This is a genomic window from Pelosinus sp. IPA-1, from assembly GCF_030269905.1.
In the GTDB taxonomy this organism is placed as follows: Bacteria; Bacillota; Negativicutes; order DSM-13327; family DSM-13327; genus Pelosinus.
In genome coordinates this window covers 38715-56313 of sequence record NZ_BSVC01000012.1, presented here as the reverse complement: position 1 = coordinate 56313, position 17599 = coordinate 38715, and the positions used below count along the sequence as shown (strand labels likewise).

At 36.9% G+C, this 17599-nt stretch carries 19 protein-coding genes, 1 tRNA gene and 1 riboswitch; of the genes, 11 read left to right on the top strand and 9 right to left on the bottom strand.

The annotated features are described in order from the left end of the window. Window positions 1-58: 58 nt before the first annotated feature. Window positions 59-664, top strand: coding sequence for a recombinase family protein (locus QSJ81_RS23270; RefSeq protein ID WP_285719733.1), 606 nt, complete (start codon window positions 59-61; stop codon window positions 662-664). A 279-nt stretch (window positions 665-943) separates the two neighbouring features. Beyond that, window positions 944-2083 carry a LamG-like jellyroll fold domain-containing protein gene (locus tag QSJ81_RS23265; RefSeq protein WP_285719732.1) on the top strand — a complete coding sequence of 380 codons (1140 nt, stop codon included), beginning with the start codon at window positions 944-946 and terminating at the stop codon, window positions 2081-2083. A gap of 835 nt (window positions 2084-2918) precedes the next feature. Here QSJ81_RS23265 and QSJ81_RS23260 read toward each other — a convergent pair. Continuing rightward, window positions 2919-4106, bottom strand: a complete 1188-nt coding sequence (locus tag QSJ81_RS23260; protein ID WP_285719770.1) for an RNA-guided endonuclease InsQ/TnpB family protein — start codon at window positions 4104-4106, stop codon at window positions 2919-2921. A 53-nt stretch (window positions 4107-4159) separates the two neighbouring features. Here QSJ81_RS23260 and QSJ81_RS23255 point away from each other — a divergent pair, with 53 nt between their 5' ends. From QSJ81_RS23255 to QSJ81_RS23235, 5 genes are all read left to right on the top strand, one after another. Next, a complete protein-coding gene (locus tag QSJ81_RS23255) occupies window positions 4160-4336 on the top strand; it encodes a hypothetical protein (protein ID WP_285719731.1) in 177 nt (58 codons plus the stop codon). A gap of 244 nt (window positions 4337-4580) precedes the next feature. Then, the gene (locus tag QSJ81_RS23250; protein WP_285719730.1) at window positions 4581-4772 is read left to right on the top strand and encodes a hypothetical protein; all 192 of its coding nucleotides are present in this window, start codon (window positions 4581-4583) and stop codon (window positions 4770-4772) included. An 80-nt stretch (window positions 4773-4852) separates the two neighbouring features. Further along, a complete protein-coding gene (locus QSJ81_RS23245) occupies window positions 4853-5323 on the top strand; it encodes a hypothetical protein (protein ID WP_285719729.1) in 471 nt (156 codons plus the stop codon). Between the two features lie 294 nt (window positions 5324-5617). Further along, window positions 5618-5992: a hypothetical protein gene (locus tag QSJ81_RS23240; protein WP_285719728.1), complete on the top strand. Its 375-nt coding sequence runs from the start codon at window positions 5618-5620 to the stop codon at window positions 5990-5992. A 338-nt stretch (window positions 5993-6330) separates the two neighbouring features. Beyond that, a tRNA-OTHER gene (locus QSJ81_RS23235) sits at window positions 6331-6409 on the top strand. Window positions 6410-7144: 735 nt separating this feature from the next. Here the strand turns inward: QSJ81_RS23235 and QSJ81_RS23230 are convergent. The 5 genes from QSJ81_RS23230 to QSJ81_RS23210 form a co-directional block, all read right to left on the bottom strand. After that, window positions 7145-7345 (bottom strand): hypothetical protein, encoded by a 201-nt coding sequence (locus QSJ81_RS23230; protein WP_285719727.1) that lies wholly within the window; start codon window positions 7343-7345, stop codon window positions 7145-7147. A gap of 352 nt (window positions 7346-7697) precedes the next feature. Continuing rightward, the gene (locus tag QSJ81_RS23225; protein ID WP_285719726.1) at window positions 7698-8048 is read right to left on the bottom strand and encodes a DUF2512 family protein; all 351 of its coding nucleotides are present in this window, start codon (window positions 8046-8048) and stop codon (window positions 7698-7700) included. Window positions 8049-8531: 483 nt separating this feature from the next. Then, window positions 8532-8984, bottom strand: coding sequence for a hypothetical protein (locus QSJ81_RS23220; protein ID WP_285719725.1), 453 nt, complete (start codon window positions 8982-8984; stop codon window positions 8532-8534). A 244-nt stretch (window positions 8985-9228) separates the two neighbouring features. Then, the gene (locus QSJ81_RS23215) at window positions 9229-9684 is read right to left on the bottom strand and encodes a CBO0543 family protein (protein WP_285719724.1); all 456 of its coding nucleotides are present in this window, start codon (window positions 9682-9684) and stop codon (window positions 9229-9231) included. A 233-nt stretch (window positions 9685-9917) separates the two neighbouring features. Then, the gene (locus QSJ81_RS23210; protein ID WP_285719723.1) at window positions 9918-10391 is read right to left on the bottom strand and encodes a hypothetical protein; all 474 of its coding nucleotides are present in this window, start codon (window positions 10389-10391) and stop codon (window positions 9918-9920) included. A 427-nt stretch (window positions 10392-10818) separates the two neighbouring features. On the opposite strand from QSJ81_RS23210, the gene QSJ81_RS23205 reads away from it, so the two are divergent. Continuing rightward, entirely contained in the window at window positions 10819-11382 is a 564-nt protein-coding gene (locus QSJ81_RS23205) for a GH25 family lysozyme (protein ID WP_285719722.1), read from the top strand. A 258-nt stretch (window positions 11383-11640) separates the two neighbouring features. Here the strand turns inward: QSJ81_RS23205 and QSJ81_RS23200 are convergent, their stop codons facing one another. Both QSJ81_RS23200 and QSJ81_RS23195 read right to left on the bottom strand, forming a co-directional pair. Continuing rightward, window positions 11641-12093, bottom strand: a complete 453-nt coding sequence (locus QSJ81_RS23200) for a hypothetical protein (RefSeq protein ID WP_285719721.1) — start codon at window positions 12091-12093, stop codon at window positions 11641-11643. A gap of 242 nt (window positions 12094-12335) precedes the next feature. Further along, window positions 12336-12848, bottom strand: coding sequence for a DUF1003 domain-containing protein (locus QSJ81_RS23195; protein ID WP_285719720.1), 513 nt, complete (start codon window positions 12846-12848; stop codon window positions 12336-12338). 344 nt (window positions 12849-13192) lie between these two features. Here QSJ81_RS23195 and QSJ81_RS23190 point away from each other — a divergent pair, with 344 nt between their 5' ends. Next, window positions 13193-13519 (top strand): hypothetical protein, encoded by a 327-nt coding sequence (locus QSJ81_RS23190; RefSeq protein WP_285719719.1) that lies wholly within the window; start codon window positions 13193-13195, stop codon window positions 13517-13519. Window positions 13520-13587: 68 nt separating this feature from the next. On the opposite strand, the gene QSJ81_RS23185 is transcribed toward QSJ81_RS23190, so the two are convergent. Continuing rightward, window positions 13588-14424 (bottom strand): methyl-accepting chemotaxis protein, encoded by an 837-nt coding sequence (locus QSJ81_RS23185; protein WP_285719718.1) that lies wholly within the window; start codon window positions 14422-14424, stop codon window positions 13588-13590. A gap of 216 nt (window positions 14425-14640) precedes the next feature. After that, window positions 14641-14786: riboswitch (FMN riboswitch) on the top strand. Window positions 14787-14903: 117 nt separating this feature from the next. Here QSJ81_RS23185 and ribB point away from each other — a divergent pair. Both ribB and QSJ81_RS23175 read left to right on the top strand, forming a co-directional pair. After that, window positions 14904-15557 carry a 3,4-dihydroxy-2-butanone-4-phosphate synthase gene (gene ribB, locus QSJ81_RS23180; RefSeq protein ID WP_285719717.1) on the top strand — a complete coding sequence of 218 codons (654 nt, stop codon included), beginning with the start codon at window positions 14904-14906 and terminating at the stop codon, window positions 15555-15557. Window positions 15558-15759: 202 nt separating this feature from the next. Beyond that, window positions 15760-17475, top strand: a complete 1716-nt coding sequence (locus QSJ81_RS23175; protein WP_285719716.1) for a methyl-accepting chemotaxis protein — start codon at window positions 15760-15762, stop codon at window positions 17473-17475. The last annotated feature ends 124 nt before the right edge of the window (window positions 17476-17599 follow it).

The following is a 17599-nucleotide window of genomic DNA, read 5'->3' as shown; positions in this document are numbered from 1 at the left end:
ATTTACGAACGAAAATAATACAATAGGCACAAGAAGTAAACAGTAGGGGGCGTACATAATGAATTTAGGATATGTAAGGGTAAGCAGTAAAGATCAAAACGAAGGGAGACAATTAGCCAAGATGCAAGAACTAGCAATTGAAGATAGATTCATATTTGTTGATAAGCAATCTGGTAAGGATTTTGACCGCCCCCAGTATCAAGCCATGAAGCAAGTCATTAGGGCGGGTGATGTGATCTATATTGATGCATTGGACAGGCTAGGGCGTGACTATGATGGCATATTAACAGAATGGAAACGTATTACAAGAGAATTGAACGCTGATATAGTTATATTAGAAAATGAAACATTGTTCGATTCAAGAAAGTTTAAGGCTATGGGCGATATTGGCAAGTTAATGGAAGATCAATTCTTGTCCATGCTGTCCTATGTGGCTGAACAAGAGCGGAAAAAGATCAAGCAACGTCAAGCCGAGGGGATAGCACTTGCTAAGTCAGAGTGTAGACCATACGGTAGACCGAGGGTAGAAGTAGATGAATCTTTCAAGGTTATATATAATAGCTGGAAGAATGGTGAGATAACGGCAGTCAAGGCAATGGAATTATCAGGATTAAAGAAAGTTACCTTCTATGCACGTGTTAAAGAGATTGAAGGTAGGGCGTAAATACTTAATTTCTAATGTATGAAATATATATGTTATTCCTAATCGAAAGTTAAATGGAAGTATGCCGTCCGATATTGGACGGCTCTTTTATTTTGTACCTATCTAAATTTCGTCCTATATGTACGGATAAAGAATGAGAAATTAATTTGCATTCGCTGGTTGATTTTATAGTTGCTATGGAATGTACGTTAGTGAAAGCTGATATACAGGAAACACACAATTTTAATTAGAGTTCCTCGGCTATGTCGGTTTTAATAATAATAATGGAGGTAATAATTTATGTATGAAGTTGATCAGTACACAGTGTCTTTATTGCATTTTGATGAAGGGTTGAAGGATGAGTGTGGGAAGGTCTGGAGTCCCTTCAATGGGGCTACAATCAGTACTGTACAGAGTAAGTTTGGAGGCGCTAGTCTATATTTAAATGGAACGGATCAATATTTGACGATGCCTAATAGTACAGATTTCGATTTTGGGACAGGAGATTTTACGATTGACTGGTGGGAGTATCGACCAGAAGCGTCACCAGGTCTTAGTGGTTTGTTTTCTCGTGGAAGTAGTATTGATAATTCTCCATTTAGGATTATCTCGGATAGAAGTTCTGGCAATGTTTCTTTTTGGGGTACAAGCAAAATGTCGATTTATAACAATAGTAGCTATGATATTGCACAAGGAGAATCATGTGGGACATGTGATCTTAATCAATGGAATCATATTGCTATTGCGAGAAAAGGAAATAATTTTTATACATTTAAAAATGGAGTAATTCAAACTACATTTACAAATAGTGGCGGATTTCCAGTTGTTAATGATGCGCCACTAATTGGGAAGGATGCATATCATGGCACTTACTTCGCTGGTTACATTGATGAGTTTCGTGTGTCGAAAGGAATAGCTCGGTGGACTTCCAATTTCACCCCTCCTAGTGCTATTAATGCACCAACTAATCTAACAGCAACAGCAGGCGACTCCCAAGTAAGTCTCTTGTGGGCTGCATTAGTTGGCGCAACTGGCTACAATGTAAAACGTTCAACAAACGCAGGTGGCCCATATACTACTATTGCGACCAAGGTAACAGATACAAAGTATGTAGATAATACAGTAACAAATGGCACTACCTACTACTATGTAGTTACTGCAGTTGATGCAAGTGGGAATGAAAGTGCTAATTCGAATGAGGCATCTGCAACCCCACAGGCTTCAAGTGGAAATGGCTTGTTACGGATTACCATGAGTGATTCTAGTGAAAGAGAATATAGGTTATCTAAAGCTGAAATTGAAAGTTTCATTAAATGGTGCGATCGTACGGTCAGTACTGGTAACACTGTCTATACGTTTGATGATACTATTGATCGTAGCAAGGAATATTTATTATTTGATAAGATTATTAGTTTTAAAGTGATAGCTATAAAAGACTAGTTTGCTAGCCGTCTTACCTTTCGAGGTGAGGCGGGTTTTTTTGTTTGGTTAAACGTACTACTTGATTAGTTAAATAGCGGAATAAACAAAAAAGGGGCATATTTGCCCTTTTATGATTTATTAGCTTTATAACTAGATATTAAAAATATAACACCTGTGATGGCCGGCATAGGTTAGCGACAAACTGAATGGTTTATTTGTGTATGTGGGTTATTGGGTTGTATTATCACAATAGCATTACAGGTATATGATCCATTGCCAGCAAAAGCTATAGGGATATGATTGGATTATTACATAGCCAGATATTTTAATAGTACAGGTAGTCATTTGATAGTTTATGAGTGGTTGGTTGCCTTTGTGATGCCAGATAATTAATGTCAGGCTTCTTTGTTATTGCTTAGAGAATTTTACGTCTACAGACTTTATAGAGATAGAGGAATAGAATAAATGCACTGCTCACTTAATAGGCAGCGCATTTATAGTTGAATCTTTATACACTCATGCAAGTTGCTATATTACAGATCGGCAAAGTGTATTTGTATCTGCTCCAACTTAAATTACTACAATGATCTTAATGTACAATAAACTGGAGTTATCGCTCCGACTTATGCACTCGCGCAAGTTGTTACGTTAAAACAACTGCTTGCGGTGCACGCTCAACCGCTCCAACTTATCTATTCGTGCAAGTTTTGTTACAGAGAATAATGGCAAGCCAGTATTTAATTGCTTTGTAGTATCATTTTGCGCGAAAGTATAATGTTGCCCCGCATTTCGCAGGGGTTTCTGGCGAGCGTTATCCAATAGCTAAAGTATTGGGTACTTCTACGCCTTACGGTTAAACGAGCAAACCGAAGAGTTTGTTTTGTGCGAACCTTTTAGTTTTTTTGCGATTGCGGTTCGCGGGTTTTTTAGATACTGGTTGAATACCAACGTCCTTAATTGTAGAAACAATAATTTCTGCAATGCCTTCTGTTGCAATGTTACGAGCAGCGTTATAGTCTGCATTAATTATCAGATGCTTTGTAGGCTCACCACACTTTAAACAAACTCCTGCTTCTTTTTGTTTTGCACTACAAGAAAAACAGTGATGTAAGTTACCATAGCCACAATTCGTACAGACGAAAGTTGCTTGACCAGATCGACTAGCTTTATCAATATGTCCACAGTCGCTACAGCGTTGCGAGGTATACTGAGGGTCTATTTTTCGAACTTCAATACCATATTCTGCTGCTTTATTAGTTACTTTTGTTTGCAAATCATAGTATGACCAGTTTTTAAGGAATTTACTTAAATTACTTATATCCGTAAGATCTTCCATTTGGATTATTCCGCATTTCATCTGCAAAGCTTCATCTACGATGTGTCTAGCATAACGCTGATTACAAGTATCTCTAAAATTTGCTTCTTTTTCACTGAGTACGTCTACAGGAAGAAGGCGTCTTGAAGTACCATGCCCACTACGTCCATTACCACAGTATTTACCTTGATTTTGAATATCTATTCTACGTTTTCTTACTCTACGCCTAAATTCTTCGATTTCACTGCCAACAATCCAGCCACGCTTATGAGAGCCACTAAAAGCCCAGTAGGCTGCTTTAGTAATACCAAGATCTACACCCATTATATTGGTTTTCTCAATATCGTAATAACCAACCTCGAAACTGTATGGAATGATAAAATACCACTTTCCTTTACGATCTATAGTAATCTGGGCTTCACCTTGTTTGTATTCGCCGCTAATGATTCGGTCTAATATGGTTTTTGTTGATTTATCATTAGCAGCAATGATGAATTGGTATCTAGTAGGCTTGTGGTTTTGACTACGTAATTGTGCATCTATGATGTAAGTAGCATCGGTATTTTGTACTTTGTAACTTTTATTATGCAAATGAACTGGTAGACCTTGTTTAAAAGTAGGGAGGGATATTCTGGAGTTCAAAATATCTTTAGCATGCTGAGACCATTTTTTCTTGGTTGATGTTTCTATCGCATTAAGGATGTGACCGGGAATGTCAGGGTACATAGCTTTCAATTGAGGGTAACAATACAATTTTGTAATTGGTTCTTCATTGTATTTTGCGATGGCATGGAGGTAACTTAGAAATTGAAGATCCCAAACTCAATGCGAAAATAGACTCTATGGCAGAGGAATGGCAGATCACGCCAGATGAAACCGTTAATTTGATAATAAAACTTAGCATTGGACAAGTGGTTGAAGATTATGCAAGGAGTAAAGCTATAATCGGTATTTAATAGGGGTGTATAGGCAGGAGGCAATGCTCCTGCTTTTTTATTTGTCTAAATCTAAAGGATAATATTACCTTTTTATAGAAATATTGATTATCCTGTAATTCATTTTAATGCTGCTTTGCTATAGGCACCATTACGATTTACTTAAGGTGGTCAAATATATGTAAATGACTATGGGAAAAGTGGCAAAATCAGTGTAGAGATAGGAATTTGGTTATAGTCAAAATGGGAAGGGGAGTTAACTTATATGAAAGAAGGAATGTATATTTTATTCAATAAAACAAAAGGGGTTATATATGGCAATAAAGCCATGGACATTAAGCAAATAGATGATATAGTTCATGATCGCAGAAGTAAAATTGAATGGCAAGTAATACCTTTTAAACCTATAGATTTGCAACATCCCGGTAATGGGGATTATTTAATTGCAAATAAATAAGACGCTGCAGGACCAGAGTCGCGAAAGAAATAGCAGAAAATGAGTGAGAATTTTTTAATGATAAACCGGAGGAAAGTACAATGAACCTAAAGCGTATCGTAATATTTTTTATTCTCCTGTTATTAGCAGTTATAGTAAATGGATGTGCTAATAATAAAGAAATGCCAACATCAAGTGAAAAAGGTTTCAACCCTGTTTATACTGTACTTGGTGAGAAAGATGTATCAACAGGATATGCAGTCAGAAGGATTATTCGTATTTCCGTACCACTAGGCTTAGAAAAGAAAGTTTTAGAGGACAACATTCAACATGCTGCCCGAGACGTTGAAAAAAGATATGCTAAAGCAGACAGGGGACTCGCAATTGATGTATATACTTTTACTGATGAGGATGTTAAGTTACTAAATCAAGGTGAATACGTTAATACAATTGCTGATTGTACTTATGCTCCAAATGGTGAATGGACAAACTCAAATATAAAATACTCTCCTTCAAACATGAAAGCTAACATTACAATTAAAGATGATTACTTCAAGAAACAAAAAAAATAACAATTAGGTATAGACAAAACGGATGACTTTGAAAGGAGAATATAAAAAAAGTATAAGACAAGGCTATTATCGTTTTTACGTATAAAAATCACCCTCCATATTTGCGTTTTAAGAGGTTTTATTATGTAGGTGCGATAGTTTGTGTTATTGTTTTAGTAGTATAAGGGATAATTGATAGCAGGGGGAGACCCTGCCTTTTTTATTTTTCCACAGGAAAATACAGAATCCTTGACGAAGTATAGTTGTAATTTGCATAGTATGCGGCAGTTGCATCCATTACTAAGGAGGAACACCATGACTGAAAAATTAATCAAAGAAGAATTAAATCAAGAATCAAAGCATAAAGCTATTAGCATTATAGTTGAGTCCTCAAAACTTTTTACTACTATTTCAATTGCACTTTTTGCTGCATTAATAGCTTTTGGCGCAAAAACTGAAAACATCCTAAGTACATGGATTAATAAGTTGAGTTTCGGTGTTTCGGCTATTTGTTTTTTCTTATGTGCAATATCCAGTATATGGTTAATAGATCGTTGCATACGGCAAACATATGATAATGAAATAAACATAGACCAGCCATTTTTTGCAAGATTACACAGTATATCTTTTTATTCATTTATGATAGGGCTAGGTTTAAGTATTATCCTTGCCGTAATGGTGCTTTATTAAAAATATACGGTAAAATAATTGAATCTGTTGGTATTATTATACTAATTGTTCCTAGGTCAGGAATGCTTGGAGGAGTGGCATCTAAGTTTTACCCGACAAAAACAGGGGAAATGATTTTAGAGTTTGTAAATCAGCATTATAATTTTCTTAAGGCGCAATAAAAAAGACCCTCACGTGGTCGATGAATAAAAGCTTCGCAGATATTGATTTTATTGGATTTATAAATTATGTCAACTGCGCCTTATCTTGCGCCTTAACGAAATAAAACAAGGCGCATTATAAATAGATAAAAAATAACATAAATAACTATAAACCCAATAGAATTAAGATTTTTCAGAGATACATAAACTGGATTAAATGTGCTTCTTCTGACTCTTAATCAGTAGGTTCGGGGTTCGATTCCCCGGTGTGTCACCAGTAAATTATAGCCTTCCAGCGATTTTCGTTGGAAGGCTTTTTTATGTTTTGGGATAGTTTGTTGGGATACTTTAATATATTTTATTCTTCCGGTAAGTATTGGCTGGGCACTTGCTGCATTAATTGCATCTATTAGTGGCGCGATAAGGCTAAAAAGGAAAGCGGAATTATTATTTGGGTTAGGGTTAGTCGGTCGGGCTAGCGATGGAGCAATATACTTCCTATAATGGAATTTTGTTTTCCTTTGCAAAAATTACTCCAATACAAGGGTATTGCCTATGGGTACTTTACCGCCTGGCGTTTAAAGAATCTAAAGAGACAAACCGTTTTTTTTAAGATAGGTCTATTATGTCTTCCGCTTGTTATGATGTTAGCTACTCAAACCTATGCCGGCGACTGGCACGGCAATGAAATAACAATTGTAAAATTAAACATTTAACATTCTTCTTATAAATTAAGACACAGCCTGCCCATGTTAGTATTGGAATAGGCTGTGTCTTCTAATTTATCCCTATTCCAAATCGAGGAACGAATATTCGATAAAATACTACAAAATAATCACAGTGCATTCATCTTGTAATGAAATGACACTGTGCTTTTTATTAGTTACCATCTGCGGAATGGGAAAAGCAGAAAAGAAATGACTTGCAAGAGAAATACAGGAGACGATTAAAAGAGAGAACGTCTCAACGAAAGAAGAATAGCATACCAGATTATTTGTTAATCTTATCAGCCTTATTTGATTTCGACGTGATCAATTTCTTCATAATCAATTTCGTACATTGAGTCATCACTATAAGCTGCGAAAGAAAGACACTTTGGAAGCTCTTCATCGCTTTCACATTCATCAATGTTTACGTATTTAATACCATCATTCGAAAGTTGTTGAGCCGTTTTTAAAAGTTCAGAAACTTTTATAGTAACGATCTTAATCACCTCCCTTTTAAGTAACACTTCGACAAAATCCAGAAATTTCCTATATGGAAATTAATCTCAAATAAATAAAATAAAAAACAGCTTACAACTACGGTAGGTATGTGGCACAACTTAGCGCACTTTATGGGTTTGGATATCAAATAGATCCTGAGGAAGAATCCCTTTTTGAAAAATCTCGGCAGTGGAGTGAGAAGACAGAAAAACTCATGCAGTGGGGGCGTGGTAAGTAGATTGGGCGGGATTATGATAGCGTAAAAGGAAAAAGCCCTCAAAAGAGGGCTAAAAGAAGGATAGATTATGGAATTTTGATATTATGCCTAGTTAATTGGAGAATATACGTGATTAGAGGGAATTAGGTAGAACTTACCTTTCTGCTTAAGATAAGGTAAGCGTGGACAAAATATTCTATTACACTTAGCACTGCGGCAGTGATAATAGCTCCGCTAATCGTAACGTATGAACTCTGTATGAAGCTTTGACTAAAATAAAGAAGAACTGCAGCTACAACAAAATCAGCTACGGTGCTTATCCAAAAAGTTCCTTCTCTAAGCACAAATAACTCCATAACATGAGCCATAAGAGCTAATACAATTCCCACTCCAATTGCCTGATATATAGTAGGGTAGTAGATCTGCGGTAGTAGTTGAGTGGCTAATACAATTAGTATAAGACAAGCAATTAATTTCATGATAAGTCCCGTCATAAAACCACACCTTTTTATTAGATAGAAAGAATAGATATTATGCATACGTATCTGCTTTCCACACGATTAGTATGTCCGTAGAAATTACGTATATTCACACACACTAATGAAGTTATGGAGGTATAAATCAAAACCATGAGGTGACGCGCATGACTCTTAATTATGAAAAGTGATTTAGTAGATACAAAAATTAGTGGAAGAAGTTAACTCTTTTTCGGATAAAAAAAGCTCTCAAAATGAGAGGAAAGAGGGAGAAACCATTGAAAAGTGGTAATATACCCATCTGTTTGAATTAAATACCAAGCTATGAAATAAAAAAAGGCCCTCTAAAAGAGAGCTGAGAGAAGAATGGGAAAGATTGGTTAGCGACGTGAGTATAACGTCAACATAATTATACCCAATAAGTAGGGGTTATATACATTAGAGCGTGAGGGAGGGGGGGAGTATGGCAGAGCCTGTACTAAGATGGCCTGGACGCAAATGTTATTTGCATTTAGAAGGGATGGATAAATTAAACAAGTATGTCTTAAACAGCATTCCTACTGTTGTTCCATAGGCAGTGGCTCCCAATAGGTGGACATAATAATCGCTTATTGGTCGTAGATCGATAAAACGGCCTTCGATAGTTGCCGTAAATATCATTTCAGAAAGAAACCAGAAAAAGAGACTTACAGCTGTACTTTTTACAACTAGGTAATCTCGCCCTATTATGTTAAGAGCGTAATAAAAAGCAATGCCAATGAAGCCGCCAATTATGCAATTAACTATTAACCCTATGATTTCTGTGGGTCTATTGATTGTAATAGTCAAACTAATTAACTGATATACACTATACTTACCAAAACCTAACAAAATCAAAGCTCGCGTTACAACCTCACCCGTTATTGTAGATGCTGCTCCGATAACGCATGCTACTAATGGTTTATCATATTTCAAAAAGCTCTCCCCTTTTGTCGAACTATTTCCGAAACGTGATATCACGCTCGTGTCGTCTACCAACTGCAATAAAAGGACGCCTGACATGCCAAGGCACTATCAGTATTCCCTAAAAATAGGGAGCAATACATAATGAGAATACAGCCTAAACAAAAAATAAAACCATTTACCGTATCCTAGTACGTGTAATATATGAGAATGGTAGGAGAGGTTATATTGGGGGAGGGGGGGGCTAATGGAATTCTTAGTGAGGTTTCCCATCTTTATAAAACCATTTATGGAATGAATACCAAATAAACCAACTGATTAGCCATAAAATATAAGAGTAATACCAATTGTAACCATTGTGATAAACAATCATGTTGGTATATTTTTCAGCCAAATATTCAATTCCTGTTAAAATCGTTGTCCAAAGAAGAGTCCATTTTATTCTAGACATAGGAGAGTATCTTACCCAAAACATAGCTAAGATTGGTACGATAATGACATTTGTGGTAAAAGAAATGTCTCGTACACCAGGTAAAACTCTAATGGGAAACTCCCACCATTCAAAATAATTTGCAACATAGCACACAATATTTGCATAGAAACTAGCAAACAGTCCAACAGGGATAAATCGTTTCAATTCTTTACGAGCAACTATCACTGCAATTATAGCAATAAGTATAGATATGTATTGTATTAATAAATCAATAGACATAACATCATCCTTTAGTTAGAGATACCCTTTAGACTATGCAGTTTGAATTAATTTAACCAAAAAAATATGGAAGGGTTATTATGAGAGGGCGGGATAAGGTTATGGTAATATCTAAAGAGCAACTAACTGAGATTCGTGGGCGGGTGGATAAGGTAGTACAAGGGTCATAAAAAATGGCCATGGCGAAACTATCGTATCCTATCCATATCATATATGAGGATGGTAGGGGGATGTTATTTTGGGGAGATACGAAGATATTCTTTATAACTGATAGGTAGATGTCCTATTGCCAGTGTGAATGCTGCTATAAACATGGGGGACGATTTAAGTAACCCTGCAGCCAAAAAGAAATAAAGAATGGGGGTAATTGCCATGGGGATTGGTATATGCCATAGTGGTAGGAATAAGAGCATATGATTCCGGCCTTTTTGGAAAAATCGGAACCAACCAGCATAATAGACCGTGAGTAATAACAGCATAGCAATTATATAAAAGCGGTTTGAAATATTATTCATTGTAATTGGATAAAACAGAGGAATAATGGTTACACCGAATCGTCCTATATTCTCAAAAACAGTTAGAATAACAGGTTCATTATCTTCTTGTAGTGGTATGTTGATTGGCGGGAAAAGTAACCACAATAGATTAGGAATAAGTATTATTATAGGGATAATCAAACTAGACGAGTAAAGCATGAAATCAAACATTTTAATCCCCTTTTATCAAGAAAATTCGTAAATATAGTATTCAAGGTTAACGTGTAAACTCCTGTAACGAAACAGTAAATTATAATCGATCTTAAGGTGCAAGAATTGAAAACTTTTAAAGGTTGATAGGTTTAATCTCCGCAGACATTGGAATGTATTTGTTTTGTAATGCCAGATTGTAGGACGGTCCGTTGCGCGAATCGATTAAGAGCATCATTAATGAGCTAGACAGGTTTGCCGATAATAGGGAAAACAGCCAAAGGCGAGAAACGGCAATCCGGCAGATTAATGAAATATTAGACTGGCGACGTATTTTAGTACCCGGGGCGCTCATAGGATGGATTATCGATGCGGAGGTGGCCGCCCCGTCCGTAAGATGCTGAAAGCGGCAGGAACACCTGATTTAGACAACGAGGAGGAATAGATAATGATAAAAGGTATTGACGTATCCCATCATAACGGTGTGGTCGATTGGCAGGCGGTGGCTGCTGCTGGAATTGAATTCGTGATCATCCGCAGCTCCTACGGTCTGCAATCAAAGGATGGAATGTTTGAACAGAATGTAACCGGCGCTAAAGCTGCCGGTCTGGAAGTTGGCGCTTATCACTACTCGTATGCATTGAGCGTCGAAGATGCAATACATGAAGCAAAAAATTGCCGGGAGGCAATAGACAGTACAGGACAGCTATTAGAATTACCAGTGTTCTTTGACATGGAAGATGCGGACGGCTATAAACGACGTAAAGGCTTTGCATTTAACCCGGTAGAAATTACAGCCATGTGCAAAACGTTTATTTGCAATATAGGTCTAGACTGCGGCATTTACGCCTCTTACTCCTGGCTGACTGATTATATTGACTGGCGTAGCATTGGTTGTGCCGTATGGAATGCCCAATGGAGCCGGAGTGACGATATTAAAGGTTATATGTGGCAATACACTGACAAAATGGAAATAAACGGGAAGTTATTTGATGGAAATATTAAGTATTAGTAGGGGTGAGCTAATGGAATTTGCATTTGTATCATGTCGTGCTACGACAGCAACCCATATCCTTTCCACCATATCCCCCTCATACTGAAAATATGCCGAAAATACGACTCTTAATCAGTAGGTTCGGGGTTCGATTCCCTGGTGTGTCACCAGTAAATTATAGCCCTCGCAGGTTTGCGAGGGCTTTTTTATGTCGGTAAACTATAAAATCACAGCAAAAAAGCGGGTGTATGAAACGCCCGCTATGGATGGATACGCTTATCTTAATGTAAACCTGTTATCTCTAGGGTGCCAGCCATGTCTACCAATGAATATTTGATTGCTAGCCATGTCATGGCCGTCTTTATTGACATCAAAAGTTAAGGTATCTCCTCCTCTTACTTTGAAATCTAATTCATCAATCCCGCGACCTGTGAAATGGAAGCGAATTGTATTACGGTCACGGTCTACTTTAACGAAATCACCATTTTCCAGATCTCTGTCGTCAATGTCGTAAAAACGTCCATCAGTTCGAATCACGCCAGAAAATACATGCTGATTACGAAAGTTAGTTGTTTTTACATGAAACTCGTCATTTCGATTATGCCAGACAGACAGGCTAGGGGGATTTTGTTGTGGACGGCCCTCGGAACGGTCACTCCAGGCAAAAGCGGTTCCTGATAAGGTAATCAGGAAACAGGTAAGTAATGCTAAGCAAGATAATTTTTTCATATGTAACATCTCCTCAGATCTTGATCTGATATTACTATATTACAAAATCTTGACAACAATATGACAATGGAAAGAATTAGATGAAATTATAAATATGGAGGATATCTAACTAATTGACAATGATTATCAAATAGGGTATAGTATAATCATTGAAGGATGTATTGCAATCACATCTAAGACCATGTCTGAGGAGAAAAACTCTAGGGCATGGTTTTGTTTTATTAGGCACATAGATACCAATTTTATTGGTGGAAATCCTTTGTTAATGGAGACTCTACGTTTAATTTTTCTATATGGTCTATAAGCTCTTTTAATATAATATCTTGATGAACTAAGTGATCCATAATTACTTTTATCTCTTCTTCTGCTTTTATGTTTATTTGGTAATCATGTTCTGCTGCCAACCGGTCTTTTTCATTCTGCCTGTTTTGACTCATCATTACTACTGGACCCGTGTACGCAGCTTGAAAACTTAGAACAAGATTAAGCAGTATGAAAGGATATGGATCCCAAGAATGAAAAAAATCTGCATCGCTAACTGCTTTATAAGTTAAATACACGTTTGTTGTCATCCAAATTACGATTACAACACTTTGATAAATAATAAAGGGCCAACTACCAACCACTTTAGCTAACCAATCAGCTATCCGCTGACCAGATGTCAATCGAGTGCGAAATTCTTTGTTTATATTTTTTATAACATGATCGTCATGCCGATAAGTTGCCGCTGGACCTTGGAGTTTAGAAGTTTTCATAAATCCTCCCTGTTCTGATTTTATCATATAACTCATATACCACAAATTACATTAGATTCCTGCAGTAGCTATGAGAAGTTGTTAGATGTATCGTGCATAAATAATAGACCTGTGTAAAGGCTCACAGTATCAAGGACGAGTTCGTTGACCTCTGCGAGGTGTGGATGATGAATATAAAATAAATAGGAAATAAGTATACATTGTTATTCTAGGTTATGTTGTGTCATAATAGGGTAATGCTAAGTATAACGATTTCTATTATATTTTTATGTAGTTATCTTAAAATAATAAGTGGACTATCAAAAATATTAATATTCTTATTTCGAATGGGGGGGGACATTACAATGTCAACATCTAAGGAATTAACGAATGAAAAATATCAGTCTATAAAGAAATTAGGGAAAATGTACTTATATTTATTGATTGCAACACGTTTAGTTTTTCTTATGGAACACGTACCCCATGTTGTAAATGCGCCGATTGGTAACGATGTAATTGATGTTTCTAAATATCTATTCCAATTAGTTATAGGGAATGAATTTGTAAAAAGAATTAGTATTTTATTTTTAGCTCTCTATAGTATGTTCGTAGCTGTAGAAAGTTTTTTAGTGTTGCGTACTTGGTTCATGTGGCTTTACTCCAAGGTTACTAGGAATAAGATGATTGAATAATAGATAACGGAAAAGAGTAAGAAGTGATATCTTTGCGATAAAGATATCACTTCTTATTTTTAAATTATTTATTTATAACGCTCAACGTAATTTCCCAAATTTCTCGCGCCTTTATTTATTTCTTCTAAGTTAGCTGCGATCTCTTGAGTAGATGCCGCCTGTTCTTGGCTAATTGAGCTAGTAGTTTCGATTGATTTATAGATATCGGAAACAGCCTTGCTCATTTCCTGTAATGTTAACTGTATTTTCTTTGTTGCTTCTTGCGATTGGTCAGCAAGTTTTCGAACTTCCTCGGCTACAACGGCAAATCCTCGGCCTTGTTCTCCTGCTCTAGCTGCTTCAATCGCCGCATTTAGTCCTAAAAGATTTGTTTGTTGGGCTATGTTACGTATAAAACCAATGACCTGAACTGTTTCTTCATTCCGTTTTATCAAATCACCTGCTAGCTGAATTGCTTTTTGCCCCGCACTTGCTAGTTCGCTTGCACTTTGAGCAACCTGCTCGACACTTGCTGAGGCTAATTCTGTTGAGTTCGCCAATTTTTCAACAGTATCAACTAATGTAAGACTATCATTTAAATCGATCCCAGAACTTAATGTTCCAATAACTTCCTTATTAACACCATAGATTGGAGTGAAGATAGTCTTTATAGTACGACCATACACTTCAGGAGGAATATCTGCAAAAGTATCTTTACCTGTGCTAATACAGTCTTCGATAGTACTAATTCCTTTGATGGGCTTACCAGCAGGTAAATCAAGCTCAAACTCTTTTGCACGGAAGTAGGATAAATATGCCGTTTTGTCCGTTAATCCAACAGCCATATCTTCCCGGACGATTTTGTTTAAGTAGGGAAGAACAATTTTAAAAGCCTCAAGTATTTCTTGATTGGTGAGTTGCTCCATTTTACTACCTCCTAACGATTTCAGATTATCAATTCTATATCAAAGAACAAAAAGCCTTTAAAAAAACAGTGAAAATTATCGAAATTTGTAATATTTTTATAATAAAATCCGAAAAAGTAAAAGGAAGACGGAGCTAAAGGATTTGTCCCTGTTGAAGGACATAAGGTGATTGCAAACTTGACAATCTAAATATTTAATAATACTATTTAAATAGCGACTTATTCTCAGGGCGGGGTGAAAATCCCCACCGGCGGTATCTCAGTTTTACTGAGGAGCCCGCGAGCGCTCTTCTATAGGAAGAGGTCAGCAGAACTGGTGAGAGGCCAGTGCCGACGGTATAGTCCGGATGAAAGAGAGTAAGGCAGTCAACCAAATTGATTCTCAGAAGGAATCAATTTTTTATTTATTTTAAAGTTGAACTGTCTTTTTCTGTGCCCTGATTCTGGTAAGTCCTACTAAATTATTAGGAGGAATATACTATGAATCAAACTTTACTAACTCATTTTGGAGACACTGACAAACGGGTGGAAAATGCTCTTGCTGCATTGCGCAGTGGTCGCGGAATCTTAGTTACCGACAATGAAGATCGGGAAAACGAAGGTGATATTTTTTTTGCAGCAGAGTCTCTGACAGACGAACAAATGGCAATGTTAATTAGTGAGGGCAGTGGAATTGTCTGTTTATGTTTGACTGAAGAAAGAGTGCAGGCATTAGAATTGCCGATGATGGTAGATGTTAATACAAGCAGTTTTGGAACACCTTTTACTATTTCTATTGAAGCTGCGACCGGGGTTACTACGGGTGTATCTGCTGCCGACAGGGTGACTACAGTGAAAGCAGCGATTGCGGATCCTGTAAGTCCAGAGCAACTGGTGCGTCCGGGCCATGTTTTCCCATTAAAGGCCAAGCAGGGCGGTGTACTGGAGCGACCTGGGCACACAGAGGCCAATGTAGATTTAATGCGACTTGCTGGGTTGAAGCCATATGGCGTATTGTGTGAATTGACAAATCATGATGGTACAATGGCAAGGTTACCTGAAATCATTGCATTTGCAAAGAAAAATAACATGCCAGTGGTTACGGTCGATGATGTAATTGCGTATCGAAAAGGTAGAAAAACATTTGCATCATAAAGTCTAGTCCAAACTTCGGACCTAGGATGAAAGATCTTACGGTTAATATATAATATAAACACCTGCAAAGCAGTTAGCTTTGCAGGTGTTTATATTATATATTATGTTGCAAGTTGTAATGATAGACAGAAAAAAATGCAGGAAAATGACAATTAATGTCGAAAAGTTGTAAAATAATTACAAGACAAAAAGGGGAAAAATAATGGATTTTTTTAAGAATATGAAAGTTAGTCTGAAGTTAGGTGCCTTAATTTTTATTGCCATTATATCGCTAGGAGTTATTGGGTATACAGGCTATCATTATCTTCAGAGGGCAAGTGTAGATATGAATTCTATGTTTGCAGATAACTTGGTACCAGTACAGCTTATCAATGAAAATCAAGCTCATATCAATAAGGTAAGTGCAGCAATAATTGAATTGATGATTACAACAGATAGCAAAAAAAATGAAGAGCTAAAAACACTTATAAGTGATCGAGCTAAAAAATTTAATGCAAATATAGCTGAAATTGAAAAAGCTAAATTAGACGATAAAGAGAAACAGAAATTAGAAGATCTCAAAGCAGCGATGAAAAAGTACAGAGAAGCTCGTACTACAGTAATTGATTTGGCAGCACAGAACAAGAATGCAGAAGCTTATGCATTGTACCTTTCAAGTGTAGCACCTTTAGAAACGATTGCTCTTAATAAATGTATGGATCTCTCCGAATATTCTATAGGAGTAGCAAGAAATATTAATAGTACGAATGAGGCTTCATTTAGAACATCAACTAAAATTAACATTGGAATCTTATTAATATTTACTACAATATTAGGCGTAAGCGGATTCTATATTACACGGTTGATCACTAAACCTTTACATGCTATGGTCTCATTTTGTGGGGGATTGTCTGCAGGTGATTTTCGTGATAAGCCTCGTACTTTTGTTAGAAAAGATGAATTTGGTCAATTGGCAGATTCTTTAGTAGATATGAAAAATAATCTCCGTATACTAATGAAGGATATTAACAGTTCTGCCGAACACCTAGCCGCTGCTTCTGAAGAATTAACAGCTAGTGCTGATCAATCAGCTCAAGCTGCTAATCAAGTTGCCGATTCTATTACTGAGGTAGCAACAGGTGCAGAACAACAACTAGAAGTAGCAAACAATACTTCCAACGTGGTGCAGCAAATGTCAGAAAGTATCCAACAAATTGCTGCCAATGCGAATGAAGTGGCAAGTCAAACAGCTCAAGCGGCTGATAAAGCAAAGGAAGGAAACAAATCAGTAAATAAAGCGGTAACTCAGATGGCGAATATCGAAGAAACTGTTACCTCCTCTGCTCAAGTAGTAGCCCAATTAGGAGAGCGTTCTAAGGAAATTGGACAAATTGTGGATACAATTTCAGGCATTGCCGGTCAAACGAATCTATTAGCTTTAAATGCAGCTATTGAAGCAGCCCGAGCTGGTGAACACGGGCGCGGCTTTGCTGTAGTTGCAGAAGAAGTTCGCAAACTTGCCGAGCAATCACAAGAAGCTGCTAAGCAAATAGCCACACTAATTAGCGAGATTCAAGGTGATACCGATAAGGCTGTTGTAGCTATGAATAATGGAACGCGAGAAGTTAAGCTTGGAGCAGAAGTAGTGAACGCCTCTGGAGTTGCTTTTCAAGAAATTGTAGTTATGATAAGTAACGGGTCGAGCCAAACGAAAGAAATTTCTGCGGCAATCGAACAAATCGCTACAGGCAGCCAACAAATTGTCGAATCGGTGAAGCAAATCAATCAATTAAGTAAAAATGCATCTGCCGAAGCACAAACTGTATCCGCTGCAACCGAAGAACAATCAGCATCTATGGAAGAAATCGCTTCCTCAAGCCAAGCGTTATCAAAACTTGCCATGGATCTTCAAGAATCTGTCAGCAAATTTCGAGTTTAATTATAGCAACTCTCGATTTTAACGAGTGTTGCCTTATTCTTAGGCTCTAAATAATTATTTGAGTGTTATAATAAGAAGACTTACTTATAGGAGTTGTTTTAAGGAAAACGTATCGGCGTAATGC

What these genes read in the sequence shown, in the direction of transcription:
- QSJ81_RS23270 (WP_285719733.1), top strand. Translation starts at nt 59, where the DNA reads ATGAATTTAGGATATGTAAGGGTAAGCAGTAAAGATCAAAACGAAGGG.
- QSJ81_RS23200 (WP_285719721.1), bottom strand. Translation starts at nt 12,093, where the DNA reads ATGAAAAAATTATCTTGCTTAGCATTACTTACCTGTTTCCTGATTACC.
- QSJ81_RS23265 (WP_285719732.1), top strand. Translation starts at nt 944, where the DNA reads ATGTATGAAGTTGATCAGTACACAGTGTCTTTATTGCATTTTGATGAA.
- QSJ81_RS23190 (WP_285719719.1), top strand. Translation starts at nt 13,193, where the DNA reads ATGTCAACATCTAAGGAATTAACGAATGAAAAATATCAGTCTATAAAG.
- QSJ81_RS23205 (WP_285719722.1), top strand. Translation starts at nt 10,819, where the DNA reads ATGATAAAAGGTATTGACGTATCCCATCATAACGGTGTGGTCGATTGG.
- QSJ81_RS23175 (WP_285719716.1), top strand. Translation starts at nt 15,760, where the DNA reads ATGGATTTTTTTAAGAATATGAAAGTTAGTCTGAAGTTAGGTGCCTTA.
- ribB (WP_285719717.1), top strand. Translation starts at nt 14,904, where the DNA reads ATGAATCAAACTTTACTAACTCATTTTGGAGACACTGACAAACGGGTG.
- QSJ81_RS23210 (WP_285719723.1), bottom strand. Translation starts at nt 10,391, where the DNA reads ATGTTTGATTTCATGCTTTACTCGTCTAGTTTGATTATCCCTATAATA.
- QSJ81_RS23215 (WP_285719724.1), bottom strand. Translation starts at nt 9,684, where the DNA reads ATGTCTATTGATTTATTAATACAATACATATCTATACTTATTGCTATA.
- QSJ81_RS23225 (WP_285719726.1), bottom strand. Translation starts at nt 8,048, where the DNA reads ATGACGGGACTTATCATGAAATTAATTGCTTGTCTTATACTAATTGTA.
- QSJ81_RS23240 (WP_285719728.1), top strand. Translation starts at nt 5,618, where the DNA reads ATGACTGAAAAATTAATCAAAGAAGAATTAAATCAAGAATCAAAGCAT.
- QSJ81_RS23195 (WP_285719720.1), bottom strand. Translation starts at nt 12,848, where the DNA reads ATGAAAACTTCTAAACTCCAAGGTCCAGCGGCAACTTATCGGCATGAC.
- QSJ81_RS23245 (WP_285719729.1), top strand. Translation starts at nt 4,853, where the DNA reads ATGAACCTAAAGCGTATCGTAATATTTTTTATTCTCCTGTTATTAGCA.
- QSJ81_RS23260 (WP_285719770.1), bottom strand. Translation starts at nt 4,106, where the DNA reads ATGTACCCTGACATTCCCGGTCACATCCTTAATGCGATAGAAACATCA.
- QSJ81_RS23185 (WP_285719718.1), bottom strand. Translation starts at nt 14,424, where the DNA reads ATGGAGCAACTCACCAATCAAGAAATACTTGAGGCTTTTAAAATTGTT.
- QSJ81_RS23250 (WP_285719730.1), top strand. Translation starts at nt 4,581, where the DNA reads ATGAAAGAAGGAATGTATATTTTATTCAATAAAACAAAAGGGGTTATA.